This is a genomic window from Chitinophaga sp., from assembly GCF_039596455.1.
Lineage (GTDB): Bacteria > Bacteroidota > Bacteroidia > Chitinophagales > Chitinophagaceae > Chitinophaga.
Genome location: NZ_JBCNJR010000001.1, coordinates 215,746 through 239,064 on the forward strand (window position 1 = coordinate 215,746; position 23,319 = coordinate 239,064).

General features: G+C 53.2%; 20 protein-coding genes and 1 tRNA gene. 6 read left to right on the plus strand and 15 right to left on the minus strand.

Annotated elements, in window-relative coordinates:
• Positions 1-37: 37 nt before the first annotated feature.
• Positions 38-1,267 (minus strand): HAMP domain-containing sensor histidine kinase, encoded by a 1,230-nt coding sequence (locus ABDW36_RS00815; RefSeq protein ID WP_343699983.1) that lies wholly within the window; start codon positions 1,265-1,267, stop codon positions 38-40.
• 10 nt (positions 1,268-1,277) lie between these two features.
• On the minus strand, positions 1,278-1,955 hold the full coding sequence (locus ABDW36_RS00820) for a response regulator transcription factor (protein WP_343699984.1): 678 nt from the start codon (positions 1,953-1,955) through the stop codon (positions 1,278-1,280).
• A gap of 160 nt (positions 1,956-2,115) precedes the next feature.
• Between ABDW36_RS00820 and ABDW36_RS00825 the strand changes: the two genes are divergently transcribed.
• The 4 genes from ABDW36_RS00825 to ABDW36_RS00840 all read left to right on the plus strand — a co-directional run bounded on the left by ABDW36_RS00825 (position 2,116) and on the right by ABDW36_RS00840 (position 3,958).
• A tRNA-Ala gene (locus tag ABDW36_RS00825) sits at positions 2,116-2,189 on the plus strand.
• A gap of 102 nt (positions 2,190-2,291) precedes the next feature.
• Positions 2,292-2,918 carry an endonuclease III gene (nth, locus tag ABDW36_RS00830; RefSeq protein ID WP_343699985.1) on the plus strand — a complete coding sequence of 209 codons (627 nt, stop codon included), beginning with the start codon at positions 2,292-2,294 and terminating at the stop codon, positions 2,916-2,918.
• A 62-nt stretch (positions 2,919-2,980) separates the two neighbouring features.
• Positions 2,981-3,388, plus strand: coding sequence for a hypothetical protein (locus ABDW36_RS00835; RefSeq protein ID WP_343699986.1), 408 nt, complete (start codon positions 2,981-2,983; stop codon positions 3,386-3,388).
• A 174-nt stretch (positions 3,389-3,562) separates the two neighbouring features.
• Positions 3,563-3,958: a response regulator gene (locus ABDW36_RS00840; RefSeq protein ID WP_343699987.1), complete on the plus strand. Its 396-nt coding sequence runs from the start codon at positions 3,563-3,565 to the stop codon at positions 3,956-3,958.
• 67 nt (positions 3,959-4,025) lie between these two features.
• On the opposite strand, the gene ABDW36_RS00845 is transcribed toward ABDW36_RS00840, so the two are convergent.
• The 5 genes from ABDW36_RS00845 to ABDW36_RS00865 are packed head-to-tail and all read right to left on the minus strand — an operon-like array spanning position 4,026 to position 11,866.
• Positions 4,026-5,135 (minus strand): efflux RND transporter periplasmic adaptor subunit, encoded by a 1,110-nt coding sequence (locus ABDW36_RS00845; RefSeq protein ID WP_343699988.1) that lies wholly within the window; start codon positions 5,133-5,135, stop codon positions 4,026-4,028.
• Positions 5,116-8,361 carry an efflux RND transporter permease subunit gene (locus ABDW36_RS00850; protein ID WP_343699989.1) on the minus strand — a complete coding sequence of 1,082 codons (3,246 nt, stop codon included), beginning with the start codon at positions 8,359-8,361 and terminating at the stop codon, positions 5,116-5,118. The genes ABDW36_RS00845 and ABDW36_RS00850 overlap by 20 nt, the downstream gene beginning before the upstream one ends.
• A 12-nt stretch (positions 8,362-8,373) precedes the next feature.
• Positions 8,374-9,771, minus strand: coding sequence for a TolC family protein (locus tag ABDW36_RS00855; RefSeq protein ID WP_343699990.1), 1,398 nt, complete (start codon positions 9,769-9,771; stop codon positions 8,374-8,376).
• A gap of 38 nt (positions 9,772-9,809) precedes the next feature.
• Positions 9,810-11,135 carry a HAMP domain-containing sensor histidine kinase gene (locus ABDW36_RS00860; protein ID WP_343699991.1) on the minus strand — a complete coding sequence of 442 codons (1,326 nt, stop codon included), beginning with the start codon at positions 11,133-11,135 and terminating at the stop codon, positions 9,810-9,812.
• Between the two features lie 47 nt (positions 11,136-11,182).
• A complete protein-coding gene (locus tag ABDW36_RS00865) occupies positions 11,183-11,866 on the minus strand; it encodes a response regulator transcription factor (protein WP_343699992.1) in 684 nt (227 codons plus the stop codon).
• A 160-nt stretch (positions 11,867-12,026) separates the two neighbouring features.
• Between ABDW36_RS00865 and ABDW36_RS00870 the strand changes: the two genes are divergently transcribed.
• A complete protein-coding gene (locus ABDW36_RS00870) occupies positions 12,027-12,947 on the plus strand; it encodes a hypothetical protein (protein ID WP_343699993.1) in 921 nt (306 codons plus the stop codon).
• Positions 12,948-13,000: 53 nt separating this feature from the next.
• Here the strand turns inward: ABDW36_RS00870 and ABDW36_RS00875 are convergent, their stop codons facing one another.
• From ABDW36_RS00875 to ABDW36_RS00895, 5 genes are all read right to left on the minus strand, one after another.
• Positions 13,001-15,004, minus strand: coding sequence for a thioredoxin family protein (locus ABDW36_RS00875; RefSeq protein WP_343699994.1), 2,004 nt, complete (start codon positions 15,002-15,004; stop codon positions 13,001-13,003).
• 162 nt (positions 15,005-15,166) lie between these two features.
• Positions 15,167-15,622: a protein-disulfide reductase DsbD domain-containing protein gene (locus ABDW36_RS00880; protein ID WP_343699995.1), complete on the minus strand. Its 456-nt coding sequence runs from the start codon at positions 15,620-15,622 to the stop codon at positions 15,167-15,169.
• 44 nt (positions 15,623-15,666) lie between these two features.
• Complete coding sequence (gene purQ / locus ABDW36_RS00885; protein ID WP_343699996.1) at positions 15,667-16,359, minus strand: phosphoribosylformylglycinamidine synthase subunit PurQ; 693 nt, start codon at positions 16,357-16,359, stop codon at positions 15,667-15,669.
• 113 nt (positions 16,360-16,472) lie between these two features.
• On the minus strand, positions 16,473-17,453 hold the full coding sequence (locus ABDW36_RS00890; RefSeq protein ID WP_343699997.1) for a hypothetical protein: 981 nt from the start codon (positions 17,451-17,453) through the stop codon (positions 16,473-16,475).
• Positions 17,454-17,468: 15 nt separating this feature from the next.
• Positions 17,469-18,983, minus strand: a complete 1,515-nt coding sequence (locus tag ABDW36_RS00895) for a hypothetical protein (RefSeq protein WP_343699998.1) — start codon at positions 18,981-18,983, stop codon at positions 17,469-17,471.
• A 215-nt stretch (positions 18,984-19,198) separates the two neighbouring features.
• Here ABDW36_RS00895 and ABDW36_RS00900 point away from each other — a divergent pair, with 215 nt between their 5' ends.
• A complete protein-coding gene (locus tag ABDW36_RS00900) occupies positions 19,199-20,122 on the plus strand; it encodes a TIGR01777 family oxidoreductase (RefSeq protein WP_343699999.1) in 924 nt (307 codons plus the stop codon).
• Here ABDW36_RS00900 and ABDW36_RS00905 read toward each other — a convergent pair.
• The 3 genes from ABDW36_RS00905 to ABDW36_RS00915 form a co-directional block, all read right to left on the minus strand.
• A complete protein-coding gene (locus ABDW36_RS00905; RefSeq protein WP_343700000.1) occupies positions 20,119-21,324 on the minus strand; it encodes an anthranilate synthase component I family protein in 1,206 nt (401 codons plus the stop codon). The genes ABDW36_RS00900 and ABDW36_RS00905 overlap by 4 nt on opposite strands.
• A 99-nt stretch (positions 21,325-21,423) precedes the next feature.
• Positions 21,424-21,960, minus strand: coding sequence for a hypothetical protein (locus ABDW36_RS00910; protein WP_343700001.1), 537 nt, complete (start codon positions 21,958-21,960; stop codon positions 21,424-21,426).
• A gap of 96 nt (positions 21,961-22,056) precedes the next feature.
• Positions 22,057-23,319, minus strand: a complete 1,263-nt coding sequence (locus tag ABDW36_RS00915) for an adenylosuccinate synthase (protein ID WP_343700002.1) — start codon at positions 23,317-23,319, stop codon at positions 22,057-22,059.

Here is a 23,319-nt window from a genome sequence, read left to right on the forward strand (position 1 = left end):
GAACAGATTCTGAATAAACGGGGTGGAATGGTTGTTTTTAACGTTTCATTACAATTCTGAAGGTATGCAGCGGAGGTTCAAAGCGGTAGGTAACCTCAAAACCGTACAGATCGCAGATCTTCCGCACAATTTCCAGTCCCAGGCCCATGCTGTCTGCGTCCGTGCTTTGTTTGCTGAAGCGGTGAAAAATACGGTCTTGCCGCAGCGCTTCTCCCTGCCCGGTGTTCTGTACAGTGAGCACATCCGCAGCCAGGCGGATGATGATGTTGCCGCGCGGTACGTTATGACGGATGGCATTGGCCAGCAGGTTGCCCAGCAGCACTTCCATGAGCGTGGGGTTGGCGTTTACCGTTACGTCTTCCACCCAGTCTTGCTGCAGCGTAAGCTCTTTCATTTGCAGCTGGGGCTGGTATTGCTCCAGCAGGTTGAGAACGGTTTGCTGTACAGATACCTGCCCGGTTTCGGGGAATTGCCCGTTCTGGATGCGGGTGAGGAGAATAAGGCCTTTGTTCAGCCGGGCCATGCGCTGGCTGGCAGTGGCCAGGTCTGTAATGAGGCCGGCCTGCTCTTCAGAAAGCGGGTTGGTTTGCATCAGCAGGTCCAGCTTGCCCTGGAAAATGGCCAGCGGCGTGCGCATCTCGTGCGAAGCGTTTTCCGCGAACTCCTTCTGGGCTATATAGGCCTGACGGCTGCGCTCCGCCAGCTGCTCTACTGCGGTGTTCAGTTCGGAAAATTCATTGACGGAGGAGGGCGCCAGCTGCAGCGGGGCGGGATCATCTACCTTGTAACTACGAAGTTTTTGCAGCGTTTTATAAAAAGGGTCCCACACCTTGCGGGAGAGGCTGCGGTTCACCAGCAGCAGGCCCGCCAGCAGGAAAGACAACAGCAGCACCTGCAGAATGATGATGCTGGTGATCAGTCTTTCATGATTGGCAATGGAAGATTTGATCTGGAGGCGGTAAGTTTCCCGGTTGATCACCAGGTGAGAGGTAAGCAGACGGTATGTGTCTGCCGTGTACAGGGAATCTCTCGCGGCGTTGGGGCCTACTTTTTCAAGGGTGATGTCGTTTCCCAGCACCGGCTCTCCGTTCTTGAACTCCATTACCCGCAAACGCGGTATCAGCTGGGTTTTGGTGGCCACCAGCCGTGCGTCTACATTGGCAATCACTATCTTCTTCAGCACCACGTAAAACACCGGGATAGCTACCAGCAACAAGATTACCGACAGCAGGAAATAATATTGTACCGTTTTATTCAGCAGTTTCATCAGCCTGTTTTTATGGCACTTCCATTTTATAACCCATCCCGTAGATGGCCTTGATCCGGTCTGTCCACCCGGCCTGCAGCAGTTTCTTCTTCAGGTTTTTCATATGGGCGTAAATGAAATCGTAATTATCGAACAGTCCCTCCCCGTCTCCGGACAAATGTTCTGCTATAGCCTGTTTAGACACCACGCGGTTGCGGTTGGTGAGCAGGTAGAGCAGCAGGTCATATTCTTTTTTGGTGAGGTCTACCGGCGTTTGCCCCACCTTCACCGTGCGCGCCTGCGGGTCCAGCAGCAGCCCTTCCGCCTCCAGCACGTTATTGCCGGCAAAGCGCCTGCGGCGTATCACAGCGGCAATGCGGGCGCTTAGTTCCGAAAGATGGAACGGTTTGGTCAGGTAGTCATCTGCGCCCAGCTGGAGCCCCTGGATGCGGTCATCGATAGAATCCCGGGCGGATATGATAATAACGCCGTCCGTTTTGTGGTTGGCCTTGAGGGCTTGCAGCACCTGCAGGCCGTTTCCGTCAGGCAATGAAATATCCAGCAGTATGCAGTCGTAGTCGAAAGCCTCTATTTTGTTGAGCGCCGTTTTTTTATCCGGCGCCAGCTCGCAGGTATAGCTCTCCGCCTCCAGGTAGGCGGCAATGCTTTTGCCAAGCGCAGATTCGTCTTCGATGATGAGGATTTTCATACCAGGGCCTTAAATTACGAAATTGCCGGAGAAAAGGCCGGCAGGGGCGAGACGAATGCTGTGAAAACCAGGCGCACAGGGCTGCGGGGCGGATAGTGCGGAGGGCAAAAAAATATTTTTTGTTTTGTCAAAAAAGCCGCTAAATTTGCACTCCATTCAAGGGGGATTAGCTCAGTTTGGTAGAGCGCTTGCATGGCATGCAAGAGGTCAGCGGTTCGAACCCGCTATCCTCCACAAAAGAACCTTGCAGTATTGCTGCAAGGTTTTCTGTTTTTATCCCCACTCATCTCCATCTTTTCTTTTTTTATGTAGATTTATCACCTAAACACGACCAACATGCCCACTGCCGTGAACTGGCCCGAGGCCATCAAACCCCTGCTTAAAAAATACAAAGGCACCAAACACCCGCTGGATTATGAAAACATTTACCAACTGGTGGTAGGCGTTGTGCTGTCTGCACAAGACTCAGACAGGAACATCAACAAACTGGGGCCAGAGCTGTTCCGCGCTTTTCCGAACATGCAGGCCCTTGCAAAGGCCGCGCCGGATGACCTGCTCCCCTACATCAGCAAGGTGCGCAACTTCGGCAACAAGGCCAAATGGCTGACCGGCATAGCACAACAGGTAAAAAAAGACGCCAACATTCCCCTCACACAGGAAACCCTGACGGCGCTGCCCGGCATCGGCCGGAAATCTGCCAATGTGATCATGCGGGAAGCAGGGGCCAAACCCGAAGGCGTGATCGTTGACCTGCACGTGGTACGGGTGGCCCCCAGGCTGGGTATTGCTACGGGTGCAGACGCCACTAAAATTGAAAAGCAGCTGATGGCGGTGCTGCCGCAAGACGAGTGGGACGCCGGCATGGCCATGTCTTTCCTGGGCAGGGAAATATGCCGGCCTACGCCCAAATGCGGGGAGTGCCTGATGAACCCGGTATGCGCCTATTATCAAAGCACAAAATAAATAGCCCCGCTGTAACATTCCGGCAGGAAGATCCGTTTTGACATTAACCAAAATCCCCATATATGTCACGCATTGTATTCATACTCCCTGTGCTGCTGCTTTGCCTTGCCTGTAGAAAAAACAAGAAAAATCAGGATGCTCCCGGCCTCTTTGCAGGCACCTATACGGGCGTTTATTACAAGGAAGCAGATAATGGCGCTATAGCCCGTACCAATGTTAAAGTAACTTTCACCGGAAGCCGGTTCAGCATTGATGCCAGCAATAACCCTCCGCAACTGGCCATTACGTTTACCCCCGGCATGCCAGGCCAGTTCCAGACCCGTGGGGCAGACAGTGTTTTTATGCAGGGGTTCAGCGCAATTTCCTCCTTGTATTCCCATAACTTTCAATACGCGCAGGCGGGCGATTCTCTTATACTGAAAGGATGGCGGGGTAATAACATTTATGAATACCTCCGTTTGAAAAAATAGTTCCGGATCCCGTTTATTGCACGCCAGCCTGATAGGGCCTGTTCGTCCGAACTGGTGCTGAGAAGCACGCCTGCAAAAAGATAATTGCCAGTGCAGCATTTTCTTTTGCCGCTTACAACCATGTGATCTTTTGATTATCTTTGGATGCAGTGTAAAAATCTTATGCACAACCCGATGAAAGCAAATCTCAAATGTTTGTTGATTGACGATGACAAGGATGACCAGGAGATATTCAAGCTAGCGTTGCAGGATATTAACGAAAACATTGTATGCATTACGGCGGACAACGCCATGGAAGGGCTGCAGATGCTGCAGGCCGATGAAAGCCTTGTTCCCGGCTACATTTTTCTTGACCTCAACATGCCGCGTATGAGCGGGAAAGACTGCCTGGCCGCCCTGCGCAGCATGCCCCGCCTGGCAGACGTACCGGTGGTGATCTACTCCACCTCCTCAGACCCGCGCGATATACGGGAAACCAGGGCGCTGGGAGCTACGGACTATGTGGTAAAACAATACAGCATGGCCTCCCTTAAAGAAATTCTCCGCCGCTATTTCAGCCAGGACCCCTGAAAAAATTAAAGGGAACAACGCCTATCACCGCGCTGTTCCCTTTCTTACTCCACACTATTGATCCGTACTACTTATTGACTGTTACTGCCGAGCCGTTCCTTACCTCATCATTGGCCTTTTCCATAAGCATATCTCCCGTTGTTAAATTGCCGAATATTTCCACCTTCCCGTCAGCTTCCCTGCCTTTCCGCACATCTACCCATTCTGCCTTCTGGTTATTCACGCGTATCACGAATATCTTTTCAGTAGAGTTCACCACTGCCGTTACGGGCACTATGAACACGCTGTCTGCCGTGTTCAGCGGAATGTTCACTTCCGCCACCATGCCGGGCAACAGCTTTTTATCGTTATTGGCAACGTCCATTTCCACACGCTGCGACCGCAGCCGGCTGTCAAGCGCGCCGGAGAGGCGGTTGATGCTGGCTTTGAACTCCTGCCCCGCCAGTGATTTTACGGTAAAGCTCACTTCGCTTTTGTTCTTCAGGTAGCTGGTATAGGCTTCCGGTACGGCCAGCACCAGGCGCAGCTTCTTTTGTTCCTGCAGCGTGAAAAGGGGATATTCAGACCCTCTGCCGGAGGGGCCTACATAGGCGCCGGCACTCACGTTACGCGCGCTGATGACGCCGCTGAAGGGAGCGCGTATCTGCAGGTAATTGCGGGTATCCGCCACCTCGCGGTAGGCGGCGCGGGCGGCCTCCTGCTGGGCATAGTCTGATTTCTGTTTAGCCAGCGCCAGGTCAAGGTCGTTTTGAGACACGGTGCCCGGTGTCTGGCTGGTTTTATACAAACGGTCATAATTGGCTTTGCTGGCCAGGTATACCGCCTCCTGGCTGTGCAGGCGTGATTCTGCGCCGGCCAGCTGGGCATTCAGCTCCGGGGCCTCAAGCGTGGCCAGCACCTGCCCGGCGGTAACGGTAGAGCCTACGTCTACATACAACTTCTGCACAAAGCTGTTCACCTTGGCGTAAAGGTCTACTTGTTGAAAAGCAATCAGCTCGCCCGGCATTTTCAGCGAAGCGGAAAAAATATCCTTTTCCAGCGCAAAGGCCTTCACCCCGGCGGGGGCCGCGGCAGCCGTTTTATCACTATCCGGTTTGCTTTGCGAAACGCCGCAACCTGCCAGCACTACGGCAGCCATCAGTGCCTGGTAAAGCGTTTTATTGGTTATTCTGATCATACAAGGAGGGTATATAGTGTTTACTTTCTTTGTTTTCAGGATTGAGGGATACGGAAACGGTAGAGGCGTTTTTCTGCACCCAGGCAAATACCAGCGGCAGTATCACCAGCGCGGCAAAGGTGGAGGCCACCAGCCCGCCAATTACGGCGCGGCCCAGGGGAGACACCTGGTCTCCACCCTCCCCGTGCCCGATGGCCATGGGTATCATGCCCGCCACCATGGCCAGGCTGGTCATCAATATAGGCCGCAAACGCAACGCCGCCGCTTCTTTGGCAGATGCCAGCGCATCCCCGTTGTGCCGCCGCAGATGTTCCGCATTGGTGATCAGCAGCACGGCGTTGGAGATAGACACGCCTACAGACATAATAATGCCCATGTAAGATTGCAGGTTCAACGTAGAGCCGGTAATGGTAAGCAGCAGCAGCGAACCCAGTATTACCGCGGGTACGGTGGTAAGCACCACAAAAGAAACGCGGAAGCTCTGGAAGTTGGCCGCCAGCATGAGGAAGATCACCACAATGGCCACCAGCAGGCCGGCCTGCAGGCTATCCAGCGTTTCATTGAGGGTTACAGACATCCCTATCGGCTCCATGGTAAGGCCGCGGGGCAGCTCTCCCAGGGAGGCTATGGCGGCCTGTACGTCTTTGCTGGCGGTGCCCAGGTCCATATCGTTCACGTTAGCCGTTACGGAAATCATGGGCATGGCGCCCAGGTTGTCATTTTCCCCGTAAGTGGTATCAGGCGTAATGGTAGCCACATCACTCAGCAGCGGGCGGCCGGCGTTTTTGAGCAGGGGTATCTCCCCTATCTCATGCATGCTGTTCATCTTATTTTCCGGTATCTGTACCTGCACGCTGTAGCTGAGGCCGGCTTTCTCATCTACCCACACGTTCTTTTCCGTGAGGCGGGAGGAAGAGGTGGAAGCTATGAGGGAGCGGGTTACATCCGTCATATCAGCACCCAGCTGCGCCAGGCGCGTACGGTCAATATCTACCTTGATGGCCGGGTATTTGGTAGACTGCATCAGCTGCACATCACGCAGGTAAGAAATTTCTTTCAGCTTCGCAATGATCTTGTTCGCATATTCCTCATTCAGCTTTTTATTACGCCCGCTGATGCGCACCTCCACCGGCGTGGGCGAGCCCTGGCTGAGTATCTTGTCTGTCAGCTCAATGGGCTCAAAAGATATCTGCACCTCCGGCGCGTTCTTTTTCAACCGGGCGCGTATCTTTTCTTTCAGCTCGTCCAGATCAGCATGATAATCCCTGCTGAGGCTTACCTGCAGCACCGCTTCATGCGGGCCGGGCATAAACAGGTAGATGGGGCTCACGGAAAACAGCGCAGGGTGCTGGCCTACGTAGGCGGAGGAGATAGACACGTTTTCTTTACCTACCACTTCTTCAATGGTACGCAGCACCACCAGCGTTTTTTCTTCGGTACGTTCCATACGCGTGCCTTCAGGCGCCCGCAGCCGCAGCTGGAACTGGCCGCCGTTGGTTTTGGGCAATACGTCCCGCCCAATATTGTTAAGCAGCAGCACGGCCAGCCCGCTGATCACCACCAGGTAGGCAATCACCACCGGCGCCCGCAGCGGCATGAGGCGGTTAATGAAGCGCATGAAACGCGCCCTGAATTTCTCGAAGCGGCTCACCTTGCCGTCAAGGTTGCTGTCTGCCCGCTCTACCAGCTGTTTCTTCTGGTCCCAGGTGTCATGCTCGTCTGCGGCGTTGGGCAGCACATCTTTTTTGCGGTGGCTTTTCATCAGCCAGTTGGCCATCACGGGCACAAAGGTCTGGGAGAGGAAATAAGACGTGATCATGGAAAACCCGATGGCCAGCGCCAGCGGCAGGAAGAGCGAGCCGGGAATGCCCTTCATGGTGAAGGCCGGCGCAAACACTGCCAGTATACAGAAAAGAATGAGCAGCTTGGGGAAGGCAATTTCCTTACAGGCATCCCAAATAGCCAGGGCCTTGGGTTTGCCCATATCCAGGTGCTGGTGTATGTTCTCTATGGTCACTGTACTTTCATCTACCAATATCCCGATGGCCAGCGCCAGGCCGCTCAGCGTCATGATGTTGATGGTTTGGCCGAACAGGCTCAGGAACAGCACCCCGGAAATGATAGATACCGGAATGGTCATGATCACAATGAGCGCGCCCCGCAGGTCTCCCAGGAAGAGCACCACCATCAGGCCGGTGAGTATGGCGCCGATAACGCCTTCGCTGATGAGGCTTTTTACGGCGTTCATCACGTAGGTGCTCTGGTCAAATTCGTAGGAAAGCGTTACATCTTCCGGCAGCTGCGCCTGCAGGCGGGGAATGGCTTTTTTTAATGTTTGCACCACCTCCCAGGTAGAAGCGTCTGCGGACTTGGCCACGTTGAGGTATACGGAACGTTTACCGTTTACCAGGGCATAACCGGCAGCGATGTCCGCTCCGTCCTCAACCGTGGCCACATCACGCAGGTAAAGAGTTTGCACCCCGCCCTTGAAAAGGGGTATGTTCTCAAAGTCCTTGATGTTTTTGATAGTGGTGTTGGTGGGGGTGATATAATTTTTGTCACCGATGCGCACGTTGCCGGACGGGGCCACCTGGTTGTTGAAACGGATGGCCTCCACCAGCTGGTCTGGTGTAAGCTGGTGAGAGCGCAGGGCTACGGGGTCTGCCTTGATCACCACGGTGCGGATGTTGCCGCCGAAAGGCGGCGGGGCCACCAGGCCGGGAATGGAGGTGAAGGAAGAACGTACGTATACGTTGGCCATGTCCATCAGCTCATTATTGGTGCGCTTTTCACTGCTCAGCACCAGCTCTCCCACAGGCAGGGTAGATGCGTCAAAACGGATAATGAAAGGCGGCTGCGAGCCCGGCGGGAAAATGGCCTGCGCCCTGTTGGAAAACGCAGATACTTCGGCCGCGGCCTGAGACATGTTGGTACCTTCATAGAAGCTGAGCTTCATGAGGGTGAGGCCTTGTATGTTTTTTGTTTCGATAGATTTTACGCCGTTCACGAACAGCAGGATGTTCACATATTGTTTGGCGAAGAAGGCCTCCATCTGGTCAGGGGTGTAACCGCCAAAAGGGTGCGCAATGTAGAGCACCGGCATGTCAAGCTTCGGAAAGATGTCCACCTTTACGTCCCGTACGGCTTTGATACCGAAGAAAAACAGGCCGGCCACCAGTACCAGTACGGTGATCGGTTTTTCCAGCGCGCTTCTGATAAGTCCCATTACGATATACAGTTAAAATTCGTTGATAAAAATCTCAAAGTTGCCGGCTGCGGCGGCTTTCAGCAGCAGGGCCTGCCATACGTTGCTGTAGGCCACGTCACGGTCTGTTTCAGCCCGGTTCAGGGAATAGAGCGCCTGCGTTACATCTACCAGCGTGGCCAGGCCGTTCTCGTACATCACGGATTTCTGCAGGTAGGCTTCTGATGCAGACCTGATCTGCACGCCTGCTTCGCGGTAGTTGTCTAACGCGTTTTTCATTTTCACGTCTGCCAGCACCATCTGGGCCTTCAACTGCTGATCTACCACCTCCATTTCGTTCTGCAGGGCTTTGGAAGCAAAGGCCTGCGCGGCAGACTGCTGCTTTACGCGCAGGGGCGAGGTCAGGTTCCAGGTAACGCCAATGCCCAGCAGGTAGTTGGTACGGGTAGGCTTTATGCCGTCCCAGTAGTTATGGGTGAACGCCGTCTGGTCTGTAGCATATGAAGCGCTGAAGCCCGAAGCGCGGGTTTGCAGCACGCTGAAAAACGAGAAGGCGGGGAAGTTGAGGGTTTTGATGTATTTCTCCTGCTCCCGGCTCAGGTCAATACGGCTTTGATAGAACTGCAGCACGGGGTGGCGGGCAGTGTTGAGTGTAACCGTATCTGTTGCCAGGGCGGGCAGGCGGGAGAGTATGCCGCTGTCCAGCAGAAAATTGCCCGGCGCCACGCCCATAAGCTGGGCCAGCTGGTTGCCCTGCTCCTGCTCCACATCCTGCGAGCGGGTGAGGGCAATGCGGGCATTGGATACTTCTGCGTTGGCCAACGAAGAGTCTACGCCGGCAATGAGGCCGTTGGCGGCCCGCCGTTTCACTACGGCCCTGAAGGTATCCGCCCGTTCCAGGTTGCGCTCCCAGGAGCGGGTGAGGCGCTGCGCGGCCAGCAGGTTCAGGTAGTTGGCCGCCACCCTCACTTCGTGCCGGAACTGCTCCTGCACCCGGTCTTGCTCGTCGCGGCTGGCTGCAGAGGCTGCCGTTCTGATCTTTTCTTTAGCGCGGCCAAAGGCAAAAAACTCCCAGTTGATGTTGGCCAGGTACAGGGCGCCGAAGGCAGCGTTCCAGTTCTGGTCTGGCAGCGGCAGGCCGGAGGAGGCCACGCCCAGGCCGCCAAATCCGTAAAGAGGGCCGTTCTGGCCGTTTACCGTGCCGTAGTCTTGCTGGGCAGACACGCTCAGGTTGGGTAAATAGTCTCTGCGGGCTTGCTCTGCCGTGGCTTTCGAAGCATTTGCGTAGTTGGCTTTGGCCTTGATCGTCCCATAGTTGTTCAGCGCTGTTTGTACGGCATCTTTCATGGTCAGCACCTGCCCCCTTGCGGCGGCGGCGCTCAAAAAACACGTTACCAGTAGAAGCAGATGAACAGGATAGCGTCTTGTCATCTTCGGTTAAAATGAGCGGTTATGATAGCATGGCAGCTCTAAAGCTGAATTTTCTCATGCAAATAGCGCTCATCATTTTGAAGTAATTTTGAAGAAGCGGCCCCAACCGGAAAGGCCACCTCCACAATATGCCGCTCAGAAGCATAGTGGTAGCGGATCTGGAAAGAATTTATATCGCATATCTGTTTTACGATAGAAAGGCCGATGCCGATGGAATTGTTGCACTGGCTGCCCTTTTTAAAGCGCTGGAACATGTCTTCCGTAGGCCCTTCCGGCGGCCGGCCGGTGTTTTTGATCACCAGGCAGCGGCGGTTGAGGCTTACCTCTATGCTGCCCTGGGGAATGTTGTGCCGGATGGCGTTGCTGATGAGGTTATTGAGCAGGATGTCTGCCAGTGAGGCATGCAGCTTAACGTCTACATCAGGGTCTATGTTGCACTCCAGGCGGAGGGATTTGAGGGCAATGAGGTCACCGAAGGCATTGACGGCCTCCTGTGCGTACCGGCTAAGGCTCACCTCCTGCTCGGTTTCGTATTCATTGTTTTCGAGGCGGGAAAGCAAAATGAGCGAGCGGTTGATGCGGGTCAGCTTGTCTACCGCGTTCTGCATGTCTGTGATCAGCGCCGCCTGGCCGCCCTGGATGTCTGACTCGGACAAGAGCTCCAGCTTGCTGCGGATGATGGCCAGGGGCGTTTGCAGCTCATGGGAGGCGTTCTCCGAAAATTCTTTCAGAGAAAGATAATCGTCTACCGCCTTGTCAGTCATTTTCTCCACAAAACTGTTCAGCTCTTTAAACTCTTTTACCCTGGTAGGCGGCAGCGTCAGCTTTTTCTTTGATTTGATGCTGAAACGCTGCAGCTTTTTAAGTGTGCCGTAAAACGGCGCCAGCACAATGCGGGAGGCCAGCCGCGCCGTCAGCACTACCAGGCCTATGAGGATGATCAGTTTCCACATAATGGAGGTGCGCAGGCCCGCCAGTATCTGCTCTGAGCGGGATACATAATCCCCGGAGGTAATGCGGTAATGTTTGCCGTTGATGGTATGATAGGAAGCTACGGTAATCTTGCGGTCGTTATCACGCAGTTCAGGGTCATGGGTCACGTCCCGCTCCGTGATCTCGTATTGATCTTCCGGAGTGGGGCCCAACCTGCTTTCCACCTTTATCCTGCAGCCCTGGGTATATTCTCCCGGCACCTCTCCTTTCTCCAGCTGGGCGGCCACCCGCACGTTCACATGCTTCAGCCGCTCAATGGCAGACTTGTCTATTTCCCTTTTGATGCTCTGGTAGGTGATGACACTGTTAATGGGGATAATGATCAGCGTAACGCCAAGGAACCAGAGCGTGAACTTGTCAACAAGTTTCATTTTCAACTATTTTAGAGGCTGAAGGAACATTCCGTGGAATGTTTCATTCACTGTTTTGATGTATTGAATTTATATCCCAGGCCGTACACTGTGCCTATATAGTCCGTTCCTTTGGCTGCGCTGATCTTCTTGCGGATGTTTTTTACGTGCTGGTATACGAAGTCGAAATTGGCAAGGTTGTCTGTATAATCTCCCCAGAGATGGGCCGCTATAGACTGGCGGGAAAGCACCCGGTTCTTGTTCACTATGAAATAGAGCAGCAGGTCAAATTCCTTGCGCGTCATGTCCAGCAGGGTGCCGTTTACATGCGCCTCCAGGGTGTCTATATTGAGGCTGATCTCGTTAAAGGTGATCATATTGCTGCCGTTCAGCTTTTTGCGGCGGTAAATGGCCCGCAGCCGGGCGTGCAGCTCAGGCAGGTGAAAAGGTTTGGTCAGATAATCATCTGCCCCTTCTTCCAGGCCGGCCACCTTGTCATCAAGCGAGTTTTTGGCGGAAAGGATGAGGATGCTGCTCTGGATACGCTCCTGCCGCATGAAAGACAATATCTGCAGGCCGTTGCCGTCCGGCAGCATAATGTCAAGCAACACACAGTCATACTGGAAAGAAATGAGCTTGTCTTGCGCATCGCGGATGTTATAGCTCACTTCACAGATATACCCCTCCCTGGCCAGAAATTCCGATATACTGCTGGCCAGTTCCAGGTTGTCTTCTATCAGCAACACCTTCATAATTTCCGCAAATTACACACAAATTTGAAGCAAATTTGAAGGCAAATGGGGCGGAATGTCCGTAAAAAAGCTTATCTTAATGTTTAAGCTATTGAAAACCAAAGGCCCATTAATCTAGCACAGGATTTGCAAGCTTACTGCCCGTAAAAAACCTATAAATATGAAACCATATCCGTTACTATTGTTGGGGATGGCCCTGTTGGCAGCATGCGCGGGCCCTTCCTCGGAAAAGAAAGCAGCAGAAGCAGCAGAAGACAGCGCCTCCGCCGCCACTGAAATAGAGCACACTACAGATATCAGCGCCTACATTGAGGGGGTGGACGACTATGCAGATAAAGGGGGGCGTATGCTCACCGCGCATGATTTTGCCGTTGGAGATAATTCTTCCGGCCTGGTAGGCATATACTCCGCCAGCGGAAAGCCCCTGCGCCTCTACCTCTACCCGGAAAGCCATCAGTCAGGCTACGCCACGGAGAGCTGGATCTACCTGGATACGCTCAACGGCAAACCCATCATGCTCCGGGAAATTATAAAAGAAACGAACAGGGTGCGGGAAAACAGCTTTTATTACCAGGGCAATGCCCTGGCGCACTCCGAAAGCCGTGTTGCGGCAGACCTGGCCGCGTTGAACAACGCGGAGTTTGGCCCTTATAAATCTCCCTACCCTGAAAATGACTACCGCCTGAAACCGGCGGACGTGAACACACTGGCCACGCAGGTGCTGGACGCGGTGCGCTCCCAGCGGAAAGACCTGAGCAAGGCAGCCAACGAAATGCGCCTGGCAGGCGCCTCCCACTGGGCCACGGGCAACGAACCGGGCTGGTCCCTGGCCATCATTCCGCATGAAAAGATCATTTTCACGGGCAACTACGGGGCGGACAAATTTGAGCTGCCGTACACGGATGCGCAGAAAGGCAATAAGGACGCTACCGAGTTCAGCACCAGCGGCAACGGGCATACCCTTTCCGCCCGCTTTGAACCGAAAAGGTGTACAGACGATGCGGGTAAAAAACATGAAATGACGGTGACGGTAACGGTAGACGGGAAGGAGCTGAAGGGCTGCGGGGATATGCTCTATTGATTTTTTTTTCATAAAAGTAAAACGGGCCGCCTGTTGAAAGGCAGCCCGTTTTTTTATTTCTTCAGCTTCGCAAACGCGTCCAGCCCGGATTTGAGCCAGTTGGCATAAGTGGGTATGTCCGGCGTATAGGCCACCGGGTAAGTGAGCAGCTGTTCATCAGGGCTGATCAGCACATACAGCGGCTGCGAGTTGTTGATAAAGTTGACCGTTTGCATGGTGGCAAATTTATTGCCGATGGTAATGATCTCTTTCTTTTTACCGTCAGGGAACTCGTACAGGAAGCGCTCTTCATCAGGCAGCTTGGCACGGTCATCCGTATAGAGCGATACCAGTATGTAGTTGTCTTTGATCAGCGCATGCACCTCGGGGTCTGTCCAAACGTTTTCTTCCATGTTGCGGCAGTTTACGCAAGCCCAGCCGGTGAAGTCTATCAGGATGGGTTTGTTCTTCTCTTTGGCCAGCGCCAGCGCTTTTTCATAATCATTGATCACATCCGGCTCTACAGCGCCTTTTTCATGGGCATTGTTGCCGTACCAGCTGTAAGACATGGGAGGCGCAAAGCCGCTCATGAGCTTCAGGCGGGCATATTTGGTATTGGTAACGCCCGGCAGCAGGTAAACGGTGAAGGCGCCGAAAAGGATGGCAAAGAACCACCTTACCTTGCTCATTTTTACGCCGGTGCGCTGCAGTTTCCAGTTGAAGCCTAACAGGTACATGGTGAGGCAGATGCCTATCAGTATCCAGATGAGGAAGAAGGTTTCCCTGTGCAGAATGCCCCAGTGGGTTACCAGGTCTGCATTGGAGAGGAATTTCACGGCAAGCGCCAGTTCAATATAACCCAATACCACCTTCACGGAGCCCAGCCAGCCGCCGGATTTGGGCAGGGAGCTGAGCCAGTTGGGGAACAGGGCAAACAGGGCAAAAGGCAATGCCAGTGACAGGCCGAAGCCTGCCATGCCGGCGGTAAGCAGCCAGGCGCCGCCATCTGAATTGAGAGAGCCTGCCAGCAGCGAGCCCAGGATGGGGCCGGTGCAGGAAAAGGATACCACCACCAGCGTGAGGGCCATAAAGAAAATACCTACCAGTGTGCCTTTGTTGGCCTTGGAATCTGCCTTGCTGGCCAGCCCGCTGGGCAGGGTAATGTCAAACGCCCCGAAGAAGGAGATGGCAAACACTACGAACACGGCAAAGAAGAACAGGTTCAGCCATACGTTGGTGGAGATGTTATTGAATATTTCCGGTTCGGCCGCGCCCGCAATATGGAAGGGCACGCTGAACAACACATAGATCAGGAAGATAAAAAAGCCGTACATGGTGGCATTAAAAATGCCTTTCTTTTTATCCTGCGCGCTTTTGGTGAAGAACGAAACCGTGAGCGGTATCATGGGGAACACGCAGGGCGTGATCAAGGCTACCAGCCCGCCCAGGAAGCCCAGCAGGAAGATGAACCAGGGGTTGGTTTCCCCTTCGTTGCCGATGCCGCCTACCTTGTTGACCGGGTTTTTCAGGTCTATGTTGGCGCGTTTCAATTCGTTGGCCTTGTCTGCGGAAGCCTGCAGGCCGCCTTTGCCCACGGTGAGGTTACCCGCCGGGTCTGCATTGAAGCGGAAAGGCGTTTCTTCCGGGTTGATCTCATCCCCTTTGATCACCATGTAGGTGAGCACGCCTTTGATATCTTTCACCGGGCCGTTGTACTGTACGGTGGCCTGTATGTCTACCCCGCCTTCAAAGTACTTGATCTCCATATTGTCCAGCACAGGCTCCGCGGCTTTTTTCAGCTCGCCGGCCTCTGTAATGCCGGTAATGGCGGCTCTTGTGGCGCTCAGGCTGTCCAGCACAATGCGCGTGTTGGGATCATCATCTCCCATGGTGGTGGAGAAGAGCCTCCAGCCCTGGCCCAGGGAGGCTTTGAAATGTAGCAGGTATACGCCTTCGCTTTTCTTTTCCGCCGCAAAATCCCAGTTCACCAGCTTAGGTATGGAATCAGCCTCCTGTGCCTGCGCCGCTGGGCGGAGCATGAGCAGGAAGCCGGTTATAAGGAGCAGTAATTGTTTCATAGTTTTTGTCTTGTTTCCTATACACCCGCCTGGCGGCGGGAATATTTCATATGTACGATAGACTTAACAGGCTATGCTGAACGTAAATGCAAAAACGAGTTCCCTGAAAAAGAACTCGTTCCTGTTATATCTGAAAGATATCCGTTGTAATGCTGGTCACCTTTATTTCCCTCCCAGGTTAACGGTAAAGGGCACTTCGGTGGGCGGAAGGCACTGATGGTCGTCACACACCATAAATTCAACGCTGCCTTTCAGCTTGGTGGCAGCTTTGCCTTTCACGGTCACTTTTTGTACAAAGGACACGGTATTTTCGTAATACTTCAGTTCTGAGTTGAAGTTCTTGTCAAATGCTTTATGGAGCTTGCCTTGTTCTTTGGGTTTACCGGCCACTGTTACCAGCGGGTTTTTGGTAAACTTGATGGTGGTGGGGATGGGCCCTTCTCCGGCTTCTTGTGCGTACAGGTGCCAGCCTTTTTCGATAGTAGCTTTTGCGGTCACTTCATACACCTGCCCGCCTACGTTCTTGGCTGAAAAATCCCATTTCACGGGGTTTTCTTCCTGGGCTACCGCCAATACGGGCAATGCGAACAGGCACAGCGCAACGAGTAATTTCTTCATAGTCCTTTTTTTTCTGGTTGGTGGTTGATCTGGTTTTTTAAACCTTAGTTGTTATTAATCAGGCTCTGGAAAATGAGCTGCCCGTCACGGTTGCCCAGCAGTTCATTGCTGGCCCTTTCAGGATGCGGCATCATTCCGAACACATTTTTTTCTTTGTTGCTGATACCGGCAATGTTGCGCACGGCACCATTCGGGTTAGCTTCTTCAATTATATTGCCAAATTCATCACAATACCGGAAAATCACCTGGTTATGTTTGAAGAGCCCGTCCAGCGTGGCCTCATCGGCATAGTACCTGCCTTCGCCGTGGGCAATGGGTATCATCAGCGGGCGCCCGGTCACGTCTTTAGTGATGGAGGTGTGCAGGTTTTCGCTTTTCATGTAGATATTCTTGCAGATGAACTGCTGGTTCTGGTTCTTCAGCAGCGCGCCCGGCAGCAGGCCGGCTTCGCACAAAATCTGGAAGCCGTTACAAACGCCTATCACACGGCCGCCCTTGTTGGCAAACTCCACCACGCTCTGCATCATGGGACTGAACTTGGCAATGGCCCCGCAGCGCAGGTAGTCTCCGTAAGAAAAGCCGCCCGGCAGCAAAATGCAATCTTCCGTACTGAACATGCTCAGGTCTTTGTCCTTATGCCAGAGGGAGATCACCTCCTGGTTCAGGTCGTACTGAAGGGCGTCAAGCATGTCTTGATCACAATTTGAACCGGGAAATGTAACTACTCCAAATTTCATCGCTATATATTTGTTTGAATATCTGCTTTAATGATTTGCTGGGAAACAGCAAAATTACTGACCATTACGCAATTTCCAATCACCGCTCATCAGATTTTATGATTCCCATAACATCAGTGGGAAAAATATTGCATAATAATTACATACGCCAGCACCAGGAAGTGCAGGGCGTTGGCGAAAGTATTATTGGTGATGGTCCAGAACACGTTGCCGGCAAAAAGTGACAGGGGCAGTATGGCCAGCACCCAGTAGGCGGGCGTAAAGCTGGCGCTGAAAAAGGGGATAAAAATGGCCACCAGTACGTATACGGCCATGGCAGACCAGATCTTGCGCCCTTGTATAAGCATTTTATTGAATGTACGCTGCAGCATGATCCAGCCGGTCACGAAAAACAGCAGGGAGACCACAAAAGCGCCCCATACCTTGTAATTCGTGATCATAGGCAGGTGGAAGCTGATACGGGGCAGGGCTTCAATCGCGTCCCACCGGTTGGTGAGGAACAGCCAGGTACCCAGCAGGTAAAACGGGCACAGCAGGCCCATCAGCCCAATGATCCACTCCGCCAGCCGGAAAGCGCGCATAATGAGCAGGCTGATGAAGAGCAAGGCTACAAACACAATGGCCGGGAAGTAGAACAACCCGCAAATGCCCAGCGCAAACCCTATGTTGAAAGCCACATCACGGGCGGAAGAGCGCATGTACAGGTCTGTAATGCCTGAAAATATCCAGAGCATGATGGTATTGACCAGCACGGCCGGCGAAAACACGTTCCAGCTTTCCAGCAGGGAGGTGAACAGCAGGAAACACATGGCCGGCAGGTAGGTGTCTTTGGCAAAGAGCCGGTGATTGTTGATGATGCGGGTCAGCAGCAGGGCCTGCAAAAATTGCAGGAGGATGGCCAGCGCGGTAAAAAAAATGGGGCTTTTGCCCGTCAGGCCTTCCAGCCAGGCCGTCAATGCCGTGTATACCAGCCCTTCAGAGCCGTCTGCGAGGTAAACAGACGGGTTGAGAAGATAGTAGAATTTAACGAACAGGGTGTATATGAACAGCAGCAATACCGTTAGGGGATTGCCTGATCGGAAAAAACGTATCACGGTGCAAAGGTGTGATTAAAAGTCAATTTTAGCAAAGCAAATATAATTCCTGTAAATACAGGGTATCAACACACTTCGCCCGCTGATCTGCTTGCCATAGCGGGGCATCCAGGTAAAGCCCTTGTCCAGGTTGCGCAGGGTGGGTTTGCGGTTCACCTTCCCGTCTGGCCCGATGGTATTTTCAGACAAAACGTACTGCCGGCGGTCCAGCTCGTTGAACAGGAAGTGCAGCTCGCTGCCCACATTCACCAGCATGTAGCTGAGGTAGAGGTCTGCCCCGTCGTCAAACTGGCTTTTGTGCACAAAGTTGCTGTATTGCAGCTCTCCCTGATCGTCAAAGGCCAGGATGGCAATATTGTCATAGTGGTAGCGGGTGCCCTGCCCGTCGTTCCAGCCGTAGGGATTGTAGTAATACGGGGAATAGGGCGAGTAGTAATAAGGATTGTACCCGCCGTAGCCACCGTACATGTAGTTCCAGCGGTTCCAGGGCTGGGTGCGGGAGGTGGTGTAATACGCTTCCGCCGTGAGCAGGAAGCCGCCGTTGCGGGTATTGACTATTTTGCGGATAAAATAATCGTTGAAGGCAGCGGCGGTGGAGGCGTCTCCACGGGCGCTCTGCTTCAGCTCGGGCTTGAAGGCCGTGGCTTTTTCAAACAGGCGGTTGCCGTTGGTACAGTCCAGCCGCAGCATGTACATGCCTTCCACATTGCCCCGCTTCTGCTTGTAATAAAAAGAGGTGATGAGCGCCTGTTTCTCCTGGTTGTTCAGCTTCAGCTTTACCTCATCCAGCAGCAGGTTTTTGCTTTCAAAGGGGTATACTTCAAAGCTGTCTATCACCGCCCGTTTCATCACCACGTTGCCGTTTACGATGTAGTCCCGGTTACTGGTGCGCTCCAGCTTGGTGAAAATGAGGTCTCCTTCGTTATTCAGGTTAAAGTTGCTGAGGAACTGGCGTTTGGCCTCCATGGGGAGAGACACGCGGCTGTTGTTCACCAGGTTGAAAGAACTGTCATACAAGAAGGTATAGAACACGTGGTTGTCTTCCTTGTCCTGGTTGATCTTGTACACCAGGATGCGGTTCTTGTCTTCCGATATTTCTACCGAGTATATCTTGTTTTCCCGTGAAAAGTTGCCGATGCGGGTGGAGTCTACCATAATGGGCGCGGCCAGGAACTGCCCGTCTCCGTTTACGGTGCCGCAGAAGCTGTACACCGCATCTCTCCGCTGAAACTGGTAGATCATGAACGCTTTATCCTGGTAATTCACAAAATCCACGCTGATCAGTTTTTTGGGTAAAAAGTCCAGCTTCACACGATCTTTCAGCTGCATGGCGTTATCATATACGGAGATATGATATTCGCCGCGGTCGGCCTTATACACCAGGATGTTCCCGGAAACCCTGCCGATGATCTCAAATTCCGTGGTTTTGTAATCGTCCCGCTCCGGTTCTGAATAAGTGATCTTTTGGGCAGTGGCCATCGTACTGCACAGCACGAACACACAAATTTGTACGATATGACGAATGCGCATGGATAATTATTTAAGATTTTGATATAGGATAAACGCTGTAATACCCGATTTTATGCAAGCTCTTGCTCCAAACCTACACGAAAATTGTGTGATTGCAAAGCCTGACGGGTTGCGCGGCATATATTTGGGCTGTACGGACATTGTTTTTAAAACAGGCGCAATTATTTCTGTAAATTTATCCCACCATTTATTCCAAAAAAGCTGGCGTTAATTATATGATGGATACGGTATTGGTTACGGGCGGCACAGGCCTTGTAGGCCGGGCACTAACGGCCTTTCTCATTGAAAGGGGATTTAAAGTGATTGTGCTCAGCCGCCGGAAAATGGCCTCAGACCACCCCCAGTTAGAGTACGCCCGCTGGGACCTTGACCGCAAGGTACTGGATACCACCGCCTTACGGCAGGCAGACCATATTATTCACCTGGCCGGCGCCAACGTGGCCCAGGGCAGGTGGACGGGCGCCCGGAAACAGGAGATCCTCAACAGCCGGGTGCAAGGCAGCCAGTTGCTGCATGACCACCTCCGCCTCCACCCCAACAAGGTGCGGAAGGTGATCAGCGCTTCCGCCACCGGCTACTACGGCCCCTATACCGGCAGCATTTTTACAGAAAACGACCCCGCGGCAGATGATTTCCTGGGCACCACCTGCCAGGCCTGGGAGAATAGCGTGCGGCAGATGGAAGAGCTGGGCAAAAAGGTGATCATCTTACGTACCGGACTGGTAATGAGCCTGCGGGGCGGCGCCCTGAAGGAGTTCTACAAGCCCGTTAAGCTGGGTTTTGCCGCCGTAATGGGCAGCGGGGAGCAGTGGGTAAGCTGGATACATTTGCAAGACCTGGTGCGGCTATATTTCAATGCGCTGGTAAACGACGACCTGAACGGGGTATACAACGCCGTGGCCCCTCACCCCGCCACCAATCATGAGCTGGTTACTTCGCTGGCGCGCGCGGCCAAGGGCAACAGTTTTGTTACCCTGCACGTACCTGCATTTGCGCTGAAGGTGGCTTTGGGAGAAATGAGCGTGGAGGTGCTGAAGAGCGTGAAAGTATCTGCCGGGAAAATACTGCAAACAGGTTTCCAGTTTTCTTACCCTACCGTGGCGGAGGCCATGGAGCAGCTTTTGCGGGAGAAACGCTAAAGCCCCAGCGCAGCTACCAGCGCCTTTGCTTTCAGGCCGCATTCTTCAAACTCCTTTTCCGCATCGCTGTAAAACGTAATGGCAGAGCCGGTCTGGAACGAAATATACTTTTGCTCGCCGTTGTAAAGGATGCTCCTGATCACTACGTTAAAATCAAAATCCCCCTCCGGCGTAATGTAGCCAACAGCCCCTGAAAACAGCCCGCGCCGCGTTTTTTCATATTGTTCTATCAGTTCCATCACCCGCACTTTTGGCGCACCGGTCATGGAGCCCATGGGAAAAGCATGGCGGATGGCGTCTGTGAAGTGGAACCGTTGTTCATCCAGCGTGGCAGATACGGTAGAGATCATGTGATGCACCTGCGGGAAGGTGTAGATGCCGAACAGTTCCTCCACCCGCACGCTGCCCTGCACCGCGGTACGCGAAAGGTCATTCCGCACCAGGTCTACGATCATCACATTTTCTGACTGCTCCTTGGCGCTGCTGCGCAGGGCCTGCTGCAGGGCCGCATCCTGCGCAGGGTCTGCCGCGCGTTTAGCCGTGCCCTTTATAGGCTGGGAAATAATGCGGCTGCCTTTTTTCTGCAAAAACCTTTCGGGGCTGGAGCAAACCAGGTAGCGGTGGTGCAGTTTGTAATAGGCGGCAAAGGGCGCGGGAGACAGGTGGTTGAGCCGGTGGAAGAGCTGCTGCGGGTCAGTGAGGCCGGTTTCCAGGAACTGCTCCCGGCAGAAGTTCACTTCGTAACACTCACCCTTGCGGATGTGCTCCCTCAGGGCGTTGACGGAATGGAGGTAATGCTCCCGGTTCATCCGCGCCTGCAGCGGGGCGGCATTGGTCAGCGCAAGCTGGCTGCCGGCGGGCCGCTCCTGCAGGCAGGCGTTAAATATCTGCTGCGCTTCCTGTGCAGTGAGGTCCCCGGCTTCAATGGTAAGCTTACCGGCGCCCAGCCGCAGCAAATAACGCGGCCTGAAAAAACAGAGGTCAGGAAAACCGATGCCGTCAATGTGGGAAGAAGTGAGCTTTTCCGTTTCGTTTTTCAGATCATACGCCAGGTGGCCAAAGAGCCAGCCGGGGCGGGCGGCATGCCACTCGCGGAGCTGATGGAAAGCCGTGCCGGCGGGGCACTGTAATATCTCTGCAGCGCCTGCGGCCAGGAGGGCCTCAGCACTGCCGCCGGGGAGGCGGTATTCATTATTGTCCAAAAAACAACAAATGTTGAACCGGTTACCCCAGCTCAACATTTGTTCTTTGAATGCGCTTATATTATTTACAGGAAAACTGTATGATAGCACGTTTACAGATTAGAAATCATCATCGTCATCATCAAAGCGGTCGTTAAACAAGCCCATATCCTTGAACTCGTCATCTATGCCCAGGTCATCATCGTCATCGGCAGATTTTTTACCGGGGCGGCCGCGTTTGCTTTTTGGTTTCGGCATATCAAACTCTTCAAAATCAGGATCGTAGTCCTCATCCTCCCCTTTTTCCCAGGCATCGTCATCGTCATCAAAGTCGTCATCATCCTCATCTTCATCATCGTCATCATCTTTCTTTTTTCTGCCGCCGGCTTTGGCTGGTTTCTTTGCACCTTTTTTCGGCGCATCGTCATCATCATCACCGTCGTCATCATCCTCATCATCTTCTTCTTTGGATTTTGCCGCAAGCTTATCTGATTTTTTTGAAGCAGCAGACTTCCGGGGAGCAACCTCCTCATCCTCCTCTTCATCCTCATCTACTTCCTTCTTAGGCTTTGCAGCAGCCTTCTTTTCAGAGGCTTTGTCAGTCTTTGGTGAAGTAGTTTTTTTAGTCTCTTTTTCTTTATCAGATTTTGATTTCATAATGGTACGTTACAATTAGATTCTAGGGTAAAGTTTTAACAGTTTTTTTGATTCGCCAAATTTTTTTTTGACTCTTTTTTTTGTATTTTTTTGACTTTACTTTTCGAGTATCTGATCCCGTCCAGGGCCGTTTGACACGTATTGTACAGGTACCCCAAGGTAGCTCTCCACAAAAGATAAGAATTTTTTCATTTCACCGGGCAAAGCATTGTACTCGCGGCTTGCAGCCGTAGGGGCAGACCAGCCGGAAAAGCTTTCCAGCACGGGTTTGATGGTAAGGCCGTTGATCTGGAAGGGCATTTCTTTCGTTTGCTTACCGTTGATTTCATATGCTACACAGGCATTCACGGTGTCGAAAGCGTCCAGCACATCACTTTTTGTCATCACCAGCTGGGTAACGCCGCTGAGCATGCAGGTATAATCAAGCGCTACCAGGTCTATCCATCCGCAGCGGCGGGGACGGCCGGTAGTGGCGCCAAACTCGTGGCCTGCCTGGCGCAGTGTTTCGCCGGTTTCATCTTCCAGCTCTGTGGGGAAGGCGCCGCTGCCTACACGGGTGCAGTAGGCTTTGGTAACGCCGATCACTTCGCGGATCCATTTGGGGGCAATGCCCAGGCCGGTGCAAACGCCGGCAGATATAGTGTTGGAAGAGGTCACAAAAGGATAGGTGCCGAAGTCAACGTCCAGCATGCTGCCCTGAGCGCCTTCTGCCAGCACTTTTTTACCGGCCTTCAAATGGTTGTTCAGCCAGTATTCCCCGCTTACGATGTTCATTTCCCGGAGGAAGGCCACCGCTTCAAAAAAGTCTTTCTCCCATTCGGTGATATCTTCGGTAAAGTCGTAGTTAGCCAGGAGCTGCAGGTGTTTGGCCTTGAGCTTGCCGTACAGCACCTCAAAGTCAGGATGCAGCACATCCCCTACCCGCAGGCCGTTACGGCCGGTTTTGTCCATATACGCGGGACCGATGCCCTTGAGGGTGGAACCGATCTTTTCGTGGCCTTTGGACAGCTCGGAAGCCTTGTCAAGCGCCCGGTGGGTAGGTACTATGATATGGGTCTTTTCCGCAATAAAAAGGTTCTTTTTCAGGTCAATGCCCAGTGCGGCCACCGTTTGGCATTCTTTCCTGAAAGTAACGGGGTCCAGCACCACACCGTTGCCAATGAGGTTGAGGGTATTGCCGTGGAACACACCGGAGGGGATGGTGTGCAGCACTACTTTCTGATTATTGACATACAGGGTATGCCCGGCGTTGGGGCCGCCCTGGAAACGGGCTATAATGTCATATTTGCCCGCAAAATAGTCTACGATCTTGCCCTTGCCTTCGTCGCCCCATTGCAGCCCCAGCAGTACATCTACCAT